This is a genomic window from Streptomyces sp. Y7, assembly GCF_043195415.1.
Classification (GTDB): domain Bacteria; phylum Actinomycetota; class Actinomycetes; order Streptomycetales; family Streptomycetaceae; genus Streptomyces.
In genome coordinates this window covers 23,390-41,929 of record NZ_JBIDDQ010000013.1, presented here as the reverse complement: position 1 = coordinate 41,929, position 18,540 = coordinate 23,390, and the positions used below count along the sequence as shown (strand labels likewise).

At 70.5% G+C, this 18,540-nt stretch carries 18 protein-coding genes; 3 read left to right on the top strand and 15 right to left on the bottom strand.

All coding sequences use genetic code 11. The features are described 5' to 3' along the window. Positions 1-66: 66 nt before the first annotated feature. From ACGFW6_RS27815 to pgsA, 14 genes are all read right to left on the bottom strand, one after another. Positions 67-606, bottom strand: a complete 540-nt coding sequence (locus ACGFW6_RS27815; RefSeq protein WP_393515394.1) for an adenine phosphoribosyltransferase — start codon at positions 604-606, stop codon at positions 67-69. Next, positions 603-1,727 (bottom strand): protein translocase subunit SecF, encoded by a 1,125-nt coding sequence (gene secF / locus ACGFW6_RS27810; RefSeq protein WP_393515391.1) that lies wholly within the window; start codon positions 1,725-1,727, stop codon positions 603-605. The genes ACGFW6_RS27815 and secF overlap by 4 nt, the downstream gene beginning before the upstream one ends. Before the next feature lies 1 nt (position 1,728). Beyond that, complete coding sequence (gene secD, locus ACGFW6_RS27805) at positions 1,729-3,477, bottom strand: protein translocase subunit SecD (protein WP_393515388.1); 1,749 nt, start codon at positions 3,475-3,477, stop codon at positions 1,729-1,731. A gap of 132 nt (positions 3,478-3,609) precedes the next feature. After that, entirely contained in the window at positions 3,610-4,104 is a 495-nt protein-coding gene (gene yajC, locus ACGFW6_RS27800) for a preprotein translocase subunit YajC (protein ID WP_393515385.1), read from the bottom strand. A 175-nt stretch (positions 4,105-4,279) separates the two neighbouring features. Beyond that, positions 4,280-5,350, bottom strand: coding sequence for a Holliday junction branch migration DNA helicase RuvB (ruvB, locus tag ACGFW6_RS27795; RefSeq protein WP_359049621.1), 1,071 nt, complete (start codon positions 5,348-5,350; stop codon positions 4,280-4,282). A 174-nt stretch (positions 5,351-5,524) separates the two neighbouring features. Continuing rightward, positions 5,525-6,130, bottom strand: a complete 606-nt coding sequence (gene ruvA / locus ACGFW6_RS27790) for a Holliday junction branch migration protein RuvA (protein ID WP_393515381.1) — start codon at positions 6,128-6,130, stop codon at positions 5,525-5,527. Beyond that, positions 6,127-6,669, bottom strand: coding sequence for a crossover junction endodeoxyribonuclease RuvC (ruvC, locus tag ACGFW6_RS27785; protein ID WP_393515378.1), 543 nt, complete (start codon positions 6,667-6,669; stop codon positions 6,127-6,129). The genes ruvA and ruvC overlap by 4 nt, the downstream gene beginning before the upstream one ends. Positions 6,670-6,869: 200 nt before the next feature. Continuing rightward, positions 6,870-7,622, bottom strand: a complete 753-nt coding sequence (locus ACGFW6_RS27780; RefSeq protein WP_393515375.1) for a YebC/PmpR family DNA-binding transcriptional regulator — start codon at positions 7,620-7,622, stop codon at positions 6,870-6,872. 48 nt (positions 7,623-7,670) lie between these two features. Next, complete coding sequence (gene pdxT, locus ACGFW6_RS27775; protein ID WP_393515372.1) at positions 7,671-8,276, bottom strand: pyridoxal 5'-phosphate synthase glutaminase subunit PdxT; 606 nt, start codon at positions 8,274-8,276, stop codon at positions 7,671-7,673. A 17-nt stretch (positions 8,277-8,293) separates the two neighbouring features. After that, positions 8,294-9,199 (bottom strand): pyridoxal 5'-phosphate synthase lyase subunit PdxS, encoded by a 906-nt coding sequence (gene pdxS, locus ACGFW6_RS27770; protein ID WP_393515369.1) that lies wholly within the window; start codon positions 9,197-9,199, stop codon positions 8,294-8,296. A gap of 126 nt (positions 9,200-9,325) precedes the next feature. Beyond that, entirely contained in the window at positions 9,326-9,868 is a 543-nt protein-coding gene (locus ACGFW6_RS27765; protein ID WP_393515366.1) for a hypothetical protein, read from the bottom strand. A gap of 152 nt (positions 9,869-10,020) precedes the next feature. Then, on the bottom strand, positions 10,021-11,196 hold the full coding sequence (locus ACGFW6_RS27760; RefSeq protein ID WP_393515363.1) for a glycosyltransferase family 4 protein: 1,176 nt from the start codon (positions 11,194-11,196) through the stop codon (positions 10,021-10,023). Then, a complete protein-coding gene (locus tag ACGFW6_RS27755; protein ID WP_393515359.1) occupies positions 11,193-12,125 on the bottom strand; it encodes a phosphatidylinositol mannoside acyltransferase in 933 nt (310 codons plus the stop codon). The genes ACGFW6_RS27760 and ACGFW6_RS27755 overlap by 4 nt, the downstream gene beginning before the upstream one ends. Further along, on the bottom strand, positions 12,122-12,811 hold the full coding sequence (gene pgsA, locus ACGFW6_RS27750) for a phosphatidylinositol phosphate synthase (RefSeq protein WP_393515356.1): 690 nt from the start codon (positions 12,809-12,811) through the stop codon (positions 12,122-12,124). Before pgsA ends, ACGFW6_RS27755 begins: the two co-directional genes overlap by 4 nt. 281 nt (positions 12,812-13,092) lie before the next feature. On the opposite strand from pgsA, the gene ACGFW6_RS27745 reads away from it, so the two are divergent. Together ACGFW6_RS27745 and ACGFW6_RS27740 are read left to right on the top strand one after the other, a co-directional pair. After that, on the top strand, positions 13,093-15,288 hold the full coding sequence (locus ACGFW6_RS27745) for an elongation factor G-like protein EF-G2 (RefSeq protein WP_393515353.1): 2,196 nt from the start codon (positions 13,093-13,095) through the stop codon (positions 15,286-15,288). Between the two features lie 170 nt (positions 15,289-15,458). Then, complete coding sequence (locus ACGFW6_RS27740) at positions 15,459-17,120, top strand: hypothetical protein (protein ID WP_393515350.1); 1,662 nt, start codon at positions 15,459-15,461, stop codon at positions 17,118-17,120. A 109-nt stretch (positions 17,121-17,229) separates the two neighbouring features. Here ACGFW6_RS27740 and ACGFW6_RS27735 read toward each other — a convergent pair whose 3' ends face one another. After that, complete coding sequence (locus tag ACGFW6_RS27735) at positions 17,230-17,778, bottom strand: HIT family protein (RefSeq protein WP_393515347.1); 549 nt, start codon at positions 17,776-17,778, stop codon at positions 17,230-17,232. 78 nt (positions 17,779-17,856) lie between these two features. Between ACGFW6_RS27735 and ACGFW6_RS27730 the strand changes: the two genes are divergently transcribed. After that, positions 17,857-18,516 carry a potassium channel family protein gene (locus tag ACGFW6_RS27730; RefSeq protein ID WP_393515344.1) on the top strand — a complete coding sequence of 220 codons (660 nt, stop codon included), beginning with the start codon at positions 17,857-17,859 and terminating at the stop codon, positions 18,514-18,516. Positions 18,517-18,540 lie beyond the last annotated feature (24 nt).

The window sequence follows — 18,540 nt, the reverse complement described above, 5'->3', positions numbered from 1 at the left end:
GCAACGAAGAAGGGCGGGTACTCCGGGAAAGCCCGGAGTACCCGCCCTCACCTCGCTGGGACGGCCTCAGACGGTGATCAACGTCTCCAGAGGCGCGCCCGCCAGAGCAGGCTCGAGTCGCTGCCGACCGCCCAGGAACCCGAGCTCCATGAGGATCGCCACCCCTGCGACCTCCGCTCCGGCCCGGCGGATGAGCTGGAGGGATGCCTCGACGGTGCCACCGGTCGCGAGGACGTCGTCGACGACCAGGACGCGGTCTCCCGTGGTCAGGTCCTCGGCGTGGACCTCGATCTCCGCGGAGCCGTACTCCAGGTCGTACGCCTGGCTGAGGGTGGCTCCGGGGAGCTTGCCCGCCTTGCGTACGGGGATGAAGCCGACGCCCGCGCGGACGGCGGCCGGAGCACCGAGGATGAAGCCGCGGGCCTCCAGGCCGACGATCTTCGTGGCGCCGGTGTCGGCGACGATCTCCGCGAGCGCGTCGGTGAGCGCCGTGAACGCCGCCGGGTCCGCCAGGAGCGGGGTGATGTCCTTGAACATCACGCCCGGCTCCGGGTAGTCCGCGACGTCACGGATACGGCTGAGGAGCAGCTCCTTGATGTCGGTCATCGACGCTTCCCCGAGGGTCGGCCACGGCCCCGGCCACGGGACGCGGGCTGGTTGCGGGGGCCGACGACCGCGGGGGCGGCGTCCTCCGGCTCGTCGTCGTAGTGCTCGTCGGTGACCGGGGCCTCCGGGGCCTCGCCCTGTGCGGCGGCCTGCGCCCGCTTGGCGAGCACGCGCTTGCGCAGGGCCTTCATCTGCGGCTCGCGCTCCTTGAGGTCGGCGACGAGCGGCGTGGCGATGAAGATCGACGAGTACGCACCCGCGGCGAGACCGACGAACAGCGACAGCGAGATGTCGTTGAGCATGCCGGCGCCGAGGAAGCCGCCACCGATGAACAGCAGGCCCGCCACCGGCAGCAGCGCGACCACCGTGGTGTTGATCGAACGGACCAGGGTGCTGTTGATCGAGCGGTTGGCGACGTCGCTGTAGGTCCAGCGGGTCTGCTTGGTGATGTCCTTCGTCTGCTCCTTGAGGCTGTCGAAGACGACGACCGTGTCGTAGAGCGAGTAACCGAGGATCGTCAGCAGACCGATCACCGTGCCCGGTGTGACCTCGAAGCCCACGAGGGCGTAGATGCCGACCGTGATGGTGATGTCGTGGATCAGCGCGACGAACGCGGCGAGTGCCATGCGCCACTCGAACGCGATCGCCAGATAGATCACCACGAGGACCAGGAAGATCCCGAGACCCTGCCAGGCCTTGTTGGCGATCTGCTCACCCCAGCTGGGTCCGACCAGCTCGCCGGTGACGTCGTTCTCGTTGACGCCGAGCTTCTCGGCCAGCTCGGCCGAGACCTTGTCCGCCTGGTTGGTGTCGATGCCGGAGACCTGGATGCGCAGCTTGGCGTCGTCACCGCTGCCGAGCTTCTGGACGATGGCGTCGTGACCGGACGCCTCCTCCGCGTACTCCTGCGCCTGAGCGACCGAGACGCTGGTCTTCGGGGTGTTGAAGACGGCTCCGCCCTGGAACTCGATGCCCATGTTCAGGCCGCGCACCGCCAGGCCGACGATGGCCGTGATGGTGATCAGGATGGAGAGGCCGTACCAGATCTTGCGGTTGCCGACGAAGTCGTAGCCGACCTCGCCACGGTGCAGTCGGGCGCCGAGGTTGCCGAGCTTCGACATCTCACGCCTCCTTCGGGTCGACAGGGCTGGCGGGACGGCGGTTGCGGCGCAGCGGCGGCTTGGCTCCCAGTCGCTTGGGATCGAGACCGGACCACGGATGACCGTTCGCGAAGAACTTGGTGCGGGCCAGGATCGTCAGCAACGGCTTGGTGAACAGGAAGACCACGACCACGTCGAGCAGCGTGGTCAGGCCGAGCGTGAACGCGAAGCCCTGGACCTTGCCGACGGTGACGATGAAGAGCACCGCGGCGGCGAGGAACGACACGAAGTCGGAGACCAGGATGGTGCGCCGGGCACGCGGCCAGGCGCGCTCGACCGCGGGGCGCAGGGAGCGGCCCTCGCGGATCTCGTCGCGGACGCGTTCGAAGTACACGATGAACGAGTCCGCCGTGATGCCGATGGCGACGATGGCTCCGCAGACGGCCGGCAGGTTCAGCGCGAAGCCGATGGTCGGGCCGAGCAGGGCCATGATCGTGTAGGTCAGGGCCGCGGAGACCAGCAGCGACAGCAGGGCGATCAGCGACAGGCCGCGGTAGTAGACCAGCAGGTAGATCACGACCAGGCCGAGGCCGATCGCACCGGCGATCAGACCGGCGTGCAGCTGCTCACCACCGAGCGCGGCGGTCACCGTGGTGACGCTGTCCTCCTCGAAGGACAGCGGCAGGGCGCCGTACGACAGCATGTTGGAGAGGCTCTGGGCCTCCTCCTGGGTGAAGCTGCCGGAGATCTGCGCCTTGCCGCCGGCGATGGCGCCCTGGACGAACGGGTGGGAGACCACCTCGTCGTCCAGAACGATCGCGAACTCGTTCTGCGGGCTGGTCTGCTGCGCGAGCTTGGAGGTGGTGCTGGCGAACTTCTTGGCACCGGCCGAGTTGAAGGTCATGTCGACCTGCCAGCCCGCGGCTCCCTGGGTGTCGAAGGTCGCCTGGGCCTTCTTGATCTCGGTGCCGTCGACGTCGACCGGGCCCAGCAGGAACTTGCTCCACACCTTGCCGTCCTGGCCACAGGCGACGGTGGGCTCGCCCTGCTTGGCTCCCTGGCCGGCGGTGGCGCGCTGCTTCGGGTCGGCGCAGTTGAGCGCCGCGTACTGCTTCTCCAGCCCGCTCGTGGAGGTGCCGGAGGTGCTGGACGGCGAAGGGCTGCCGGAGGCTTCGGGGCTGCCGCTCGCGGACGGCGTGGAGTCCGCCTTCAGCGCGTCGGTGACGGCGCGGCCCTGCGAGGTGGCGGTGGCCGAGGGGGTGCCGGAGCCGGACGTCGCGGAGTCCTTGGCCTTGTCGGTGGCGGACGCGCTCGGCGTGCCGGTCCCGCTGGGGCTGGCGCTCGGGGTGGGCGCCGCCTCACCGACGGCCTCACGCTGCAGCACCGGACGGAAGTAGAGCTTGGCGGTGGTGCCGACCTGGTCCCGGGCTTCCTTGGAGTTGGTGCCCTTGGGGATGTTGACGATGATGTTCTTGTCGCCCTGGGTCTGTACCTCGGCCTCCGAGACACCCAGACCATTGACACGGCGTTCCATGATCTCGACCGCGGTGTCCATGTTGGTCTTGTTGATCGCGGATTCCTGGCCGGGCTCGGCGACCGCGCGAAGCGTGATGCTCGTGCCGCCGGCCAGGTCGATACCGAGTCGCGGAGTGGTGTGCCCCGAGGCGAACATCCCTCCGGTGAGCGCCGCGATGGCGATCAGGATGAGGGCCAGCGAGCGCCCTGGCTTGCTCTGGGCGCTCGCGCTCCGGCCCTTCTTAGGTGCTGCCACCTTCTCGTACTCCCTCTCGGGCCGCCTCACACCGGATCGACGGGCGGACGGCCATGACATGGTGTCGGGATCCCGTGCGAAGTCGGCATGCCCGGGGGCGCGCAGGCGTGGCCCGCGCGCCCCGGAACATGGCTACTTCGCGTCGGAGTCGCCGTCGGTCTTCTTCGGCTCGTCGTCGGCCTTGGCGGCGACGGAGGCGTCGGACGGCTCCTCGGCCTCGTCGTTCTCGTCCTTCTTACCGAGGTCGACGGCCTTCTCGTCGGAGGCGGCGGCAGCGTCGGTCGCGTCGGTCTCGGTGAGGGAGGAGGCGTCGTCCGGGACGACGTCGGACTTCAGGTCGTGCTCGATGCCGTGGACGATGCGGTTGTACTCGTCGTCGGAGAGGACGGCACCGATCGCGTTCTTGGCGAAGAGAAGCTCCACGCCCGGGCCGGCGTCAAGAAGGACGGTGTCGTCGCTGACCTCCTTGACGGTGCCGTACATGCCACCGATGGTGCGGACACCGGATCCGGGCTGCATCTGGTTCCGCATGTCGGCGGCCTGCTGCTGCTTCTTCTTCGCAGACCGGGTCATCAGGAACATGGCCCCGATGAGCACGATGAACGGGAGGAGGGTCACGAGACTCACGGGTCGGAACTTCCTTCACACGACCGCGATCTTGAGCGGCCTGATGGTTGGGGGATTTTCTGCCGCCGACAAAGGCGGCATCGGCGGAGTCTAAGCGAGTCTCCGCGCATGGAACAACGCTCAGCATGGCACCGGGGTTCCTACTCCGGCCACCAAGCTCGCCGTCACCGCCCCGTCACGCCCCGAAGAGGTCCTGTTGTCCGTTTCCCGCAGCTGACGAGCGCGGCGGGGTCAGGCCGAGGTGCGCCCACGCGGCAGGCGTCGCGACGCGTCCGCGCGGGGTCCGGGCGAGCAGGCCCTCCCGTACGAGGAAGGGTTCGGCGACCTCTTCCACGGTCTCACGCTCCTCCCCCACCGCGACAGCGAGCGTGGACAGGCCGACCGGGCCGCCGCCGAACAGCTTGAGCAGGGCCTCCAGGACTCCGCGGTCCAGCCGGTCCAGGCCGCGGGCGTCGACCTCGTACACGGCGAGGGCCGCCCCGGCGATGTCCCGGGTGATGATCCCGTCGGCCTTGACCTGGGCGTAGTCGCGTACCCGGCGCAGCAGGCGGTTGGCGATACGGGGCGTGCCGCGGGAGCGGCCGGCGATCTCGGCGGCGCCGTCGGCCTCGATCTCGACGTCGAGGAGGTTCGCCGAGCGGTGGATGACGCGCTCCAGCTCGGCGGGCTCGTAGAACTCCATGTGCGCGGTGAAGCCGAAGCGGTCGCGCAGTGGCGGCGGCAGCAGACCGGCCCGGGTGGTGGCGCCGACCAGGGTGAACGGGGGCAGCTCCAGCGGGATGGCGGTGGCGCCGGGCCCCTTGCCGACGATCACGTCGACGCGGAAGTCCTCCATCGCCATGTACAGCATCTCCTCGGCGGGCCGGGACATGCGGTGGATCTCGTCGAGGAAGAGGACCTCGCCCTCCTGCAGGGAGGAGAGGATCGCGGCGAGGTCGCCGGCGTGCTGGATCGCGGGGCCGCTGGTGATGCGGATGGGGGCGCCCATCTCGGCCGCGATGATCATCGAGAGGGTGGTCTTGCCCAGGCCGGGGGCGCCGGAGAGCAGCACATGGTCGGCGGTGGCGCCCCGCGCGCGTGCGGCGCGCAGCACCAGGTCCAGCTGTTCGCGGACCTTCTCCTGGCCGATGAACTCGCCCAGGTCCTTCGGGCGCAGCGCGGCCTCGACGGCCTGGTCCTCACCGTCGGCGGACGAACCGACGAGCCGCTCGGCGGCGGGGGTGTCGGTGGTGTCGTCCCAGTTCACTGCGGTTCTCCTAGCGATGAAAGCGCCGGACGATAGGGGCGGCCGGGGGTCCGGGGGTCGGCCCCCGCAAGACACGGCACGGAGTGTGTCTCGGGGTCGCGGCCGGATGGGGCGTACGAGGGTCGGGGCGTCCCGGGCAGCGGCGGTTTCGATCCGCTGCGGGGCGCCGCCGGGTCAGCGGGCTCTGTTCAGGGTCTGCAAAGCGGCCTTCAGCAGCTGTCCCACCTGCGGGGTGCCCTCGGCGGCCTCGGCCTGCGGCGTCACCGCGGCGACCGCCTCGTCGGCCTCGCGGGTCGCGTAGCCCAGGCCGATCAGTGCCGCGTGCAGCTGGTCGCGCCAGCCCTGGCTGACCGGGGCGCCGACGGCGGGCGCGCCGATGGGCTCGCCGAGGCGGTCCTTCAGCTCCAGCAGCAGCTTCTGGGCGCCCTTCTTGCCGATGCCGGGCACGGCGGTGAGCGACTTCTCGTCGGCGGTGGCCACCGCTCTGCGCAGGGCGTCGGGCGAGTGCACGGCCAGCATGGCCTGGGCCAGGCGCGGGCCGACGCCGCTCGCGGTCTGGAGCAGCTCGAAGGTCTGACGCTCGTCGTCGTCGGCGAAGCCGTACAGGGTGAGCGAGTCCTCGCGGACCACGAGGGACGTGGCCAGCTTGGTCTGCTGGCCCATCCGCAGGCCCGAGAGGGTGTTCGGGGTGCACTGGACGGCGATGCCGATCCCGCCCACCTCCACCACCGCGGAGTCGGGGGCGAGTGCGGCGACCGGGCCGCTGAGAGACGCGATCATGCGGGACGGCCTTTCGAGGGAGCCTTGGCGGTGTGCAGGGCGACTGCCTGCTGGAGCCGGTTCTGCGCGGGGGCGCGCCAGATGTGGCAGATGGCGAGTGCGAGGGCGTCGGCGGCGTCGGCCGGCTTGGGCGGGGCGCTGAGCCGCAGCAGGCGGGTGACCATGGCGCCGACCTGTGCCTTGTCGGCGCGGCCGGAGCCGGTGACGGCGGCCTTGACCTCGCTGGGGGTGTGCAGGGCGACGGGGATGCCGCGGCGGGCGGCGCAGAGCATGGCGACGGCGCTGGCCTGGGCGGTGCCCATGACCGTCCGGACGTTGTGCTGGCTGAACACCCGCTCCACGGCGACGCATTCGGGTTGGTGCTCGTCCAGCCACATCTCGATGCCCTGTTCGACGGCGACGAGGCGGTGACCCAACTCGGCGTCCGCGGGCGTCCGTACGACACCGACGCCGAGCATGGTGAGCGGGCGTCCGGCGACGCCTTCGACCACGCCGACACCGCATCGCGTCAGCCCCGGGTCCACCCCCAGTACGCGCACCCCGTGCCCCTCCCCTCCGTGCGGCCGAACCGCCGCCGCTCGCCGACCTGGCTGAGCGCCGTCGGACCTCAATCGCTGGTTGCGGCCCGTGGACGGCGATCTTTGACTCTCGCCAGGCTATCCGCTGCCACTGACAAGAGCGGCGGGCCGGTGGGATGTGTCCCACCGGCCCGCTCGAAACCGCTCAGCTCGCGACAGCGTTACGCGTCGACCTTCTCCATGATCTCGTCGCTGACGTCGAAGTTGGCGAAGACGTTCTGCACGTCGTCGCTGTCCTCGAGCGCGTCGATCAGCTTGAAGATCTTCTTGGCGCCTTCCTCGTCCAGCTCGACCTGGACGGACGGCACGAAGCTGGAGTCCGCGGAGTCGTAGTCGATGCCGGCCTCCTGCAGGGCGGTGCGCACCGCGACCAGGTCGGTGGCCTCGCTGATGACCTCGAAGGACTCACCGAGGTCGTTGACCTCCTCGGCGCCGGCGTCCAGGACCGCACCCAGGACGTCGTCCTCGCTCAGCTCGCCCTTGGGGACGATGACGACGCCCTTGCGGCTGAACATGTACGACACCGAGCCCGGGTCGGCCATGCTGCCGCCGTTGCGGGTCATGGCGACGCGGACGTCGGAGGCGGCGCGGTTGCGGTTGTCGGTGAGGCACTCGATGAGCACCGCGACACCGTTGGGACCGTAGCCCTCGTACATGATCGTCTCGTAGTCCGCGCCACCGGCCTCGAGACCGCCACCGCGCTTGACCGCGGAGTCGATGTTCTTGTTCGGGACCGACTGCTTCTTCGCCTTCTGGATGGCGTCGTAGAGAGTCGGATTGCCCTCGATGTCGACGCCGCCCATGCGCGCCGCGACCTCGATGTTCTTGATCAGCTTCGCGAAGAGCTTGCCGCGCTTGGCGTCGATCACGGCCTTCTTGTGCTTCGTCGTGGCCCATTTAGAGTGGCCGGACATCTGCCTGTCTCCTTCGCGTAACCCATCTATGAACGAACGCCAGAGATCCTACAAGGACTCCGCTGTCCGGTTCGCGCGCACCATGTCGGCGAACAGACCGTGCACGCGGTGGTCTCCGGTCAGTTCCGGGTGGAACGACGTGGCCAGCGCGTTGCCCTGACGGACCGCGACGATGTGGCCGTCGTGCTCGGCGAGGACCTCGGCCTCGGCGCCGACGGACTCGACCCAGGGGGCGCGGATGAAGACGCCCTCCACAGGATCGCCCGCGACGCCCTTCACGTCGAGTGCCGCCTCGAAGGACTCGTTCTGGCGGCCGAAGGCGTTGCGGCGCACGATCATGTCGATGCCGCCGATCGTCTCCTGACCCGACCGCGGATCGAGGATCTTGTTCGCGAGCATGATCATGCCGGCGCAGGTGCCGTAGACGGGCAGGCCGTCACGCACGCGTGCGCGCAGCGGCTCCATCACGCCGAACAGGACGGCCAGCTTGGAGATGGTGGTGGACTCGCCGCCGGGGATGACGAGGCCGTCGATCTCGGCGAGTTCCTCGGGGCGCCGCACCGGCCTGGCCACGGCGTCGACCGCGGCCAGGGCGATGAGGTGCTCCCGTACGTCGCCCTGGAGAGCCAGGACGCCAATGACAGGAGTGTTCATGGGTGGGTTACCTGTGCTTACCAGCCGCGGTTGGCGTAGCGCTCGGCCTCGGGGAGGGTGTCGCAGTTGATGCCGACCATGGCCTCGCCGAGGTTGCGGGACGCGTCCGCGATGATCTTCGGGTCGTCGTAGAAGGTGGTGGCCTTCACGATGGCGGCGGCGCGCTTGGCCGGGTCGCCGGACTTGAAGATGCCGGAGCCGACGAAGACGCCCTCGGCGCCGAGCTGGCGCATCAGCGCGGCGTCGGCCGGGGTGGCGACACCGCCGGCGGAGAACAGCACGACCGGGAGCTTGCCGAGCTCGGCGACCTCCTTGACGAGCTCGTACGGGGCGCGCAGCTCCTTGGCGGCGGCGTACAGCTCGTGGTTGTCGAAGCCGCGCAGCCGGGCGATCTCGTTCTTGATCTGGCGCAGGTGACGGACGGCCTCGACGACGTTGCCGGTGCCGGCCTCGCCCTTGGAGCGGATCATGGCCGCGCCCTCGGCGATCCGGCGCAGGGCCTCGCCCAGGTTGGTGGCGCCACAGACGAACGGGGTCGTGAAGGCGAACTTGTCGCTGTGGTTGACCTCGTCGGCCGGGGTGAGGACCTCGGACTCGTCGATGTAGTCGACGCCGAGGGACTGCAGGACCTGGGCCTCGACGAAGTGGCCGATGCGGGACTTGGCCATGACCGGGATCGAGACGGCCTCGATGATGCCCTCGATCATGTCGGGGTCGGACATCCGGGCCACGCCGCCGTCCTTGCGGATGTCGGCGGGGACCCGCTCCAGGGCCATGACGGCGACGGCGCCCGCGTCCTCGGCGATCTTCGCCTGCTCCGGCGTGACGACGTCCATGATCACGCCGCCCTTGAGCTGCTCGGCCATGCCGCGCTTCACACGGGCGGTGCCGATCTCGGGGGCCTGGTTTTCGGAGTTGGACACGGGTGACCTCACACGGTGAAGAAGGGTTACTGCAAGCATCGAGGAAACGGGAGCGGACCAGGCCACAGCAAGGGCCAATGACAAGGCGGTGGATCGTTTTCCCGGCCCTGACGGCGTAAGGGCCGGTCAGGCGGCCCGCTCGACGAGTGCCGTGGGCGGCTCGTCGTCCATCTCGAACGCCAGCGGGAACGGCGCGTGCCCGGCCAGCCGGAACCAGCGCACCTTGCGGTGCCGGCGCAGCGCCCTGGCCGCCCGTACGGCGTCGTTGTGGAACCGCCGGGCCATCGGTACCCGGCGCACCGCCTCGGTCAGTTCACGGGCGGCTTCCTCGCCGCCCGGCGCCTCCCGGACGACCTCCACCTGCTGGGGTTCGGCGAACACGGCCCGCAGCGCCTGGCTGAGCTCGCTCTCGGCGACCTCCCGCTGCTCCTCCTCGGTCTGCCGGGCGGCGTGCGCGGCCTCGTAGAGGACGATCGACGCGGCCGGATCGAGCACGCCGGAGGTGGCCAGTTCCTGGGCCACCGAGGCGCGGCGCAGCAGTTGTGCGTCGAGGGCGGCCCGTGCCGCGTCGATCCGGGCGTGCAGCCGGTCGAGGCGGCCCGCGGTCCAGCTCAGGTAGAGGCCGATCGCCACGAGGGCGACGAGGATCCAGATGAGAGTTGCGGTCACGGGCGGAAAGCCTACGGGGGTGCCCCCACGGGCGAACCGCTCGGCCCGCCCGTGCCCCGGAGCACCTGCTCACCCGACGCGGCGGCGGTCGGTTCCGCGCCGGCCCGCCCGGGCCGGCGCACCCCTCGGCCCGGGCCGGCCGGCAGCGCCGCTCAGTCCCGCGCCAGCCCCAGCCGGGCCCGCAGCCCGCTGCCGCCGCCCGAGGGCCGGTCGTCCGCCGCCACCGCCGCCGCGCCCGCGGTCACCGTCTCGTACACCGACATGATGTCCGCGCCGACGGTCGACCAGTCGAAGCGGCGGACGTGTGCGCTGCCCCGCTTCTGCAGCTCGGCCCGGCGGGCCGGGTCCTCCAGGAGCCGTACGGCGGCCTCGGCGAGGGCGTCCGCGTCCTCGTTGGCGAAGAGTTCGCCTGCCGCGCCCTGGTCGAGGACCTGGGCGAAGGCGTCGAGGTCGGAGGCGAGGACCGGGGCGCCCGCCGACAGTGCCTCGACCAGGATGATCCCGAAGCTCTCGCCGCCGGTGTTGGGAGCGATGTAGAGGTCGACGCTGCGCAGGAAGCGGGCCTTGTCCTCGTCGCTGACCATCCCGAGGAACTCCACGCGCGAGCGCAGCTCGGCCGGCAGGGACTCCACCGCCTCCTTCTCGTCACCCCGGCCGGCCACCAGCAGCCGGGTCTGCGGACGGGCGGCGAGGATCTTCGGCAGGGCCCGCATCAGCACCGGCAGGCCCTTGCGGGGCTCGTCGATGCGGCCGACGAAGCCGATCGTGTCGCCCTGCCACGCGGGGTTGGGCTCGGCCGTGGCGAAGAAGTCGACGTCGACGCCGTTGGGGATGACGACCGCGTCGCCGCCGAGGTGTTCCACCAGGGTGCGGCGGGCGTACTCGCTGACCGCGATGCGGGCGCTGATCTTCTCCAGGGCCGCCTGGAGGATGGCGTACGCGGCGATCATGGCCCGGGAGCGCGGGTTGGAGGTGTGGAAGGTCGCCACGATCGGGCCCTGCGCCGCCCAGCAGGCGAGCAGGCCGAGCGACGGTGACGTCGGCTCGTGGATGTGGATGACGTCGAACCGGCCGTCGTGCAGCCAGCGGCGCACCCGGGCGGCCGAGAGGAACCCGAAGTTCAGGCGCGCGACCGAGCCGTTGTACGGCACCGGGACGGCGCGGCCCGCGGAGACGACGTAGGGCGGGAGCGGGGTGTCGTCGTCGGCGGGGGCCAGGACGGACACCTCGTGGCCGAGCCGGATGAAGTACTCGGCGAGGTCGCGGATGTGGAACTGGACGCCACCCGGGACGTCCCAGGAGTAGGGGCAGACGATGCCGATCCTCACGGACGTTCCCCGTCCCGGGCGCCGGCGGCCGATGGTCGTGGTTCCAGGTCGTCGAGCCACAAGCGCTGGAGCATGTGCCAGTCCTCCGGATGTTCCGCGATCCCCGAGGCGAAGGCATCGGCCAGCGCCTGTGTCATGACAGACGTCTTCTCGGCCCGGGTACCTGACTCGGGTACCTCGATCGGGGGGTGCACCCGGCCCTGCATGACGGGCGACTCGTCGTACCAGAGCGTCACGGGCAGCAGCAGCGCCCCGGTCTGCTGGGCGAGCAGCGCGGGACCGGCCGGCATCCGGGCCGTGGCACCGAAGAAGTCCACCTCGACGCCGGAGGCGGACAGGTCGCGGTCGGAGACCAGGCAGACCAGGCCGCCGTCGCGCAGTCTGCGGGCCAGCGTGCCGAAGGCGGTGCCGCCGCTGTGCGGCAGGACCTCCATGCCGAGGCCCTCGCGGTAGGCGACGAAACGGTCGTAGAGCGTCTCGGGCTTGAGGCGTTCGGCGACCGTCGTGAACGGTGTCTCCAGCTTGGTGGTGACCCAGGCGCCCGCGAGGTCCCAGTTGCCGAGGTGCGGCAGGGCGAGGATGACGCCCTGGTCGGAGGCCAGCCCGTCGGTCAGGTAGTGGACGTCCTTGGGGTCGAAGCCGTCCTTTATGCGCTCCGGGCTCCAGGCGGGCAGCCGGAAGGACTCCATCCAGTAGCGCAGGTAGGAGCGCATGCCGGCGCGCGCGAGTTCCGCGAGCCGCTCCGGGCTAGCGTCGGGCACCACGCGCGCGTAGTTGCTCTCCAGCCGCTTGACGCCCTTGCCGCCCTGCTTCCAGGCGAGGTCGGCGATGGTGCGGCCGAGCCGTACGGCGACGGGCTCGGGGAGCTTCTTGACGGTGCCCCAGCCAAGTCCGTACAGCGCGTCCGTGAGCCGCTCCTGAGCACTCACTTGGCGGCCTCGCTCCCGTGAGAGGCGTTCTGCGACGTCTCCGGCGCCGCCGCGGCGGCCTCCGCCTCGGCGGACTCGCGGCGGACCGTGACGACGCGCTGGATCAGCGTCACCAGGCTACCGACCGCGACGATCCACAGGGCGACCGGCAGCAGGTACTGGATGCCGGGCACGCCGAACTTGTGCAGACCCGCGAGACCGGCCGCGACCAGCGAGATCACCAGCCGCTCGGCGCGCTCGACCAGACCGTTGACGGCGACCGGCAGGCCGATCGACTCGCCGCGCGCCTTGGTGTACGACACCACCTGGCCGCTGGCCAGGCAGAAGATCGAGACGGCGCACAGCACGAGGTCGTCGCCGTCACCGGCGTACCAGAGGATGAAGCCGCCGAAGATCGCGGCGTCGGCGACCCGGTCGAGGGTGGAGTCCAGGAAGGCGCCCCAGCGGCTGGAGCGGCCGAGCTGGCGGGCCATGTTGCCGTCGACGAGGTCGGAGAACACGAAGAGCGTGATCACGACCGTGCCCCAGAAGAACTCGCCCAGGGGGTAGAAGACCAGCGCGCCCGCGACCACACCGGCCGTGCCGATGAGCGTCACGGTGTCGGGGCTGACGCCCCGCCGGATCAGAAACGCGGCGAACGGTGTGAGGACACGCGTGAAGAATGCACGCGCGTACTTGTTCAGCATGGCCTTCCCGAGGGTCGGTGTGACGCCGGGCGGCCCCTGCTGGCCACCGGCTGGCCCATCGTAGCCACGCGCGCGTGCGTGCGACCGCCGGGCACTCGTACAGGCCGCCGGCGGCACCGGTCCACCGGTCCCCGATGGCAGGATCGCGTCCGCCGTATGGACGCACCGTGACGGGAGTGGAAAGCTCGAAGGACCGCGGGCGTCATCGGAGCCGCCATCGCACGCGGATCGGCCTGATGTCCGCGCCCACAGTGACCTCACCGTGCACGGGAGGCAGGATCATGGGCGACAAGGCGAACGCACACCCTGGGGCCGCCGGCAGGGCTACGGCGGCCGACCAACCCGCGTCCGTACGGAATGTGGTGCTGGTCGGCCACTCCGGATCGGGCAAGACCACATTGGTGGAAGCCCTCGCGCTCACGGCGGGGGCGGTGAACCGGGCGGGCCGCGTGGAGGACGGCGGCACGGTCTCGGACTACGACGAGATCGAGCACCGGCAGCAGCGCTCGGTACAGCTGTCCCTGGTGCCCGTCGAGTGGGACGGCATCAAGGTCAACCTTCTGGACACCCCCGGATACGCCGACTTCGTCGGGGAACTCAGGGCCGGTCTGCGAGCCGCGGACGCGGCCCTTTTCGTCGTCTCCGCCTCGGACGGCGTGGACGGCTCGACCCGCATGGTGTGGGAGGAGTGCGCGGCCGTGGGGATGCCGCGCGCGATCGTCGTCACGCATCTCGAGGCCGCGCGGGCCGACTACGAGGAGATGACACGGATCTGCGCGGAGGCCTTCGGCGGCGACGACCCGGACGCGGTGCTCCCGCTGTATCTGCCGCTGCACGGCCCGCAGGGTCCGGACGGGCACGCGCCCGTGACCGGTCTGATCGGGCTGCTGTCGCAGAAGCTGTTCGAGTACTCCTCCGGGGAGCGCAAGGAGTCCGAGCCGGGCGAGGACCAGCTCCCCGAGATCGACGAGGCCCGCAACCGACTGATCGAGGGGATCATCGCCGAGAGCGAGGACGAGACCCTCATGGACCGGTATCTCGGCGGCGAGCAGGTCGACGTCAAGACACTCATCGAGGATCTGGAGCGGGCCGTCGCGCGCGGCACCTTCTTCCCCGTGCTGGCCGCCGCGCCCGCCGCCGACGGTGCTCGCCAGGGCCTCGGCACGGTCGAGGTGCTGGAGCTGATCACGCGGGGCTTCCCGACCCCGCTGGAACGCGAGGCGCCCCGGGTGACCACGGTGGACGGCAAGCCGCGCGAGCTGAAGCTGTGCGATCCGAACGGGCCGCTGGTCGCCGAGGTCGTGAAGACCGCGTCCGACCCGTACGTCGGCCGGGTCTCGCTGGTCCGCGTCTTCTCCGGCACCCTGCGCCCCGACGAGACGGTGCACGTGTCCGGGCACGGCCTGGAGGACCGCGGGCACGAGGACCACGACGTCGACGAACGGATCGGCGCCCTCTCGGCCCCCTTCGGCAAACAGCAGCGCCAGCTCAGCCACTGCATCGCCGGAGATCTGGCGTGTGTGGCGAAGCTGAGCCGCGCGGAGACCGGCGACACCCTGTCGGCCAAGGACGACCCGCTGCTGATGGAGCCCTGGCAGATGCCGGATCCGCTGCTGCCGCTGGCCATCGAGGCGCACAGCAAGGCGGACGAGGACAAGCTGTCGCAGGGCCTGTCCCGGCTGGTCGCCGAGGACCCGACGATGCGCCTCGAACAGAACCAGTACACCCACCAGGTGGTGCTGTGGTGCCTGGGCGAGGCGCACGCGGACGTCGCCCTGGAACGGCTGCGCAGCCGCTACGGCGTCCAGGTCGACCTGGTGCCGCACAAGGTCTCCCTGCGCGAGACGTTCGCCGACCGGTCGGCGGGCCGCGGCCGGCACGTGAAGCAGTCCGGCGGTCACGGGCAGTACGCGATCTGCGAGATCGAGGTGGAGCCGCTGCCGGGCGGCTCGGGCATCGAGTTCGTGGACAAGGTGGTCGGCGGCGCGGTGCCCCGGCAGTTCATCCCGTCGGTGGAGAAGGGCGTCCGGGCCCAGGCGGCCAGAGGCGTCGCGGCCGGCCATCCGCTCGTCGACATCCGGATCACGCTGCTGGACGGCAAGGCGCACTCGGTGGACTCCTCCGACGCCGCGTTCCAGACCGCCGGCGCGCTGGCGCTGCGGGAGGCGGCGGGCGACGCGAAGATCCATCTGCTGGAGCCGGTGGCGGAGGTGTCCGTGCTAGTCGGCGACGAGTACGTCGGCGCCGTGATGAGCGACCTGTCGGGGCGGCGGGGCCGTGTCCTCGGCACCGAGCAGACCAGCGGCAACCGCACGCTGATCAAGGCCGAGGTGCCCGAGATCGAGATCGGCCGGTACTCCGTGGACCTGCGGTCGCTGTCGCACGGCACCGCACGCTTCAACCGTTCGTACGCGCGGCACGAACCGATGCCGCAGCAGATCGCCGAAAGGATCCGTGAAGAGGCGCGCGACGCCTAGCGGTTGGCGCCGGGCGCGACCGAGTTCTCCCCTCCGCGTCGGCGGAGGGCTTCGGCCGTCCGCCGACGATTGTCGGTGGCGGGAGATACTCTGATCATTGATCAACAGGTGTGCGCGGTACGGAAGTCGGGAAGGCCGCAGAAGCGACAGTGCGGCGACTGGGGGCGGGAATGACCGTTGAGGGCGGTTACGCGGACATCTTCGGTCCGCAGGTGCCTCGCACGGCCGGCGAGGGGCAGACGGCGACGTTCGCGCTCGCCTCGGCGGCCTATCGGGACAATCCGTACGAGGACATCAAGAAGGCCGACAACGAATGGCACAAGACCGACGTCAAGGCCGGTCGCGGCTGGGCGAAGATCTTCCGGCCCAATCTGGGTGAGGCCTACTCGCGGGCCGTGGTCGACCGCATGCTCGGCCCCGGCCGCAAGCCCCTGATCCAGTCCTTCGGCACCGAGCCGCAGGTCGTGGTCGAGCACGCGCTGGCCGCCAACAACATCCGCAAGAGCCGCGACCGGATGCTCAGCGCCATCATGGTCGTCTGCGGTGTGCTGTTCCTGCCCGGGCTCCTGCTGTGGCTGCTGGTCTTCACGCTGCGCACCACCATCGTCAAGCGGGACGCGAAGCGCGGCGGCGCGCTCGCCTCCGTACTGCTCGTCGCGGCCGGCGCGTTCGCCGTGCTCTTCCTGCTCCGGATGCCGTTCAGCGGTTTCTGGGCGTGGTACGCGCGAGCCTGTGTCCTGATGCCGGTCGTCGGCTGGTTCTGGGCCAAGCAGGTCTGCGAGCGCACCGCACGGGATCTGCGGGAGCGGTGGGACAGCCTGCTGGCCGGCAGCAGCGTCGGCGCGAAGGTGCCGGAGGCCGTGCCGACCAGCCCCACCGAGACGCAGGCCGAGCAGCTGCGGCAGTCCCTCGCCAAGCTCAGCGCCGAGCAGCAGTCCAACTCCGTGTTCTACGCCGGGCCCAAGGGGATACTGGGCATGGGCACACGCTGGGGCAGCTGGCAGCTCGCCGAGGACCTGGTGGCCGCCGACTCCACCCGCGAGATCCACCCCTTCCGCAGCTGGGACGTGATCCGCGCGGTCCATGACCAACTGCGCATGCTGGAGCGCGGCCCGCTCAACACCGGCGGTTTCCCGAAGCCTTCGATACGGCACTGGGTCGTCACGCCGATCGCCGAGGGCGCGAAGGCCGTGTCCCGGCCGGAGGGCACGGACGTCGAGGCGTACCAGGTCAAGTCCCACGCCATACAGGACATCTGCAACAAGCAGCAGTTCGGCAGCGGCGACCGGCACTATCTGGGCGTCCAGTGGACGCTGTGGGACGGCCAGTTGATCATCACGATGCTGATCACGGTGACCGTGCTGCACGAGACGCTGCGCATCGAGGTGACCGGGCACGCCCTCGGTCCGGTGAACGGGCTGTTCCAGGAGAAGCCCGAGGCGCCGACCAAGGAGGTCACCAAGTCGTTCAAGCCGTGGGAGACCCGCAAGGTGAAGCTGCCCCTGGTCAACACCGACGAGGTGGTACGGCTGGCGGTGCGGGCCCCGATCTCCTGGTATCCGCCGCTGCTGAACTGGCTCGGTGGGACGATCGGGCTGCCGGAGCCGTTCGGGCTGCGGCACGCGTGGGCGGACCAGCCGTGGCGGCACCGGTTCATGGCGGACGACGCCCTGCGCGCCGCCACTCCGGTGCTGCGGGTGGTGCACTCCGCGGCGATCAAGGTACTGGCCGAGAACGGCGTGGACACCGAGAAGTTCGGTGCGCGGTCCTCGTTCCTGAGCACGGCCGTGCAGGATCCGTCGCCCCGGAAGGCCGACGTCTACGACGCGTAGGGCTCCGCCGGTCCGACAGCGTGGGGCGGGTCTGGGTGACTACGCCCCCCAGACCCCCCTTTTTTCGGACTGAACGGCCGCGTCCTCGCACGCCGGACAGGCCGATGAGTCAGGCCGTCGGCCAGACCTCCGCCAGCATCTTCCGCGTGTCCGCCAGCAGCTGCGGCAGCACCCGGGTGTGACCCACGACCGGCATGAAGTTCGTGTCGCCGCCCCAGCGCGGGACGATGTGCTGGTGCAGATGGGCCGCGATGCCGGCGCCGGCGACCGTGCCCTGGTTCATGCCGATGTTGAAGCCGTGCGCGCCCGAGGCGGTCCGCAGGGCCGTCATCGCCTGCTTGGTCAGCGCGGCGAGCTCACTGGTCTCCGGTTCGGTGAGGTCCGTGTAGTCGGCGACGTGACGGTAGGGCACCACCATGAGGTGGCCGCCGTTGTAGGGGTACAGGTTCAGGACCGCGTACACCTGCTCACCGCGCTTGACGACCAGGCCGTCCTCGTCGGATTTGGCCGGGATGGAGCAGAAGGGGCAGCCGTCGTCGGCACCGGGACCGGTCGGCTTGTTCTCACCCTGGATGTAGGCCATCCGATGGGGCGTCCACAGGCGCTGGAACGCGTCCTGGATCCCCACTCCCCACTGCTGCTCCGGCTCACTCGTCATGCGTGAAGCATATGGCTTCGTCCGTTCGCGGCGTGTCGCCGGGGCGACGGGAGGGCCGTCACCGGCCAAGCTGGGCCGGTGGACGACGACAGCCCTTACTCCCGTTGGGAGCAGCGCACCGAGATCCCGCTGTTCCTGGCATCGCTGCTCTTCCTGGCCGCCTACGCCGCCCGCGTCCTCGCAGTGGGCATGCCGTCCTTCTGGAAGGACCTGTGCCTCTACGCGATGCTCGCGCTCTGGCTGCTGTTCGCCGTGGACTACCTGGTGCGCTGGCGGCTGATCGGGGGGCGCTTCCTGCGCTTCGCCAGAACGCACTTCCTGCACACGGTCGTGGTCGTCCTGCCCCTGCTGCGGCCACTGCGGATCGTGCCGCTCTACGACGCCATCCAGCACCGGCAGGGGGAGCCTCGGCTGTCCCTGCACGCGCGCGTGATCGCCTACGCGAGCCTGTCCACCCTGCTCCTCGGCTTCGCCGGTGCCCTCGCGGTCTACCAGCAGGAACGCGGCGCGCCCGGTGCCACCATGCGCACGTTCGGGGACGCGGTGTGGTGGGCAGCCGAGACGATCAGCACGGTCGGCTACGGAGACATCACGCCGGTGACCACGGGCGGCCGGGCGATCGCGATGGTCATGATGGCCGGCGGGCTGGCCCTGCTCGGCGCGGTGACGGGGTCGTTCTCGTCCTGGCTGCTGCAGATCTTCTCCCGCGAGAGCGACACGAAGCCCCCGGAGAGCTGAGCTCCCGGGGGCCTCCTGATCGTG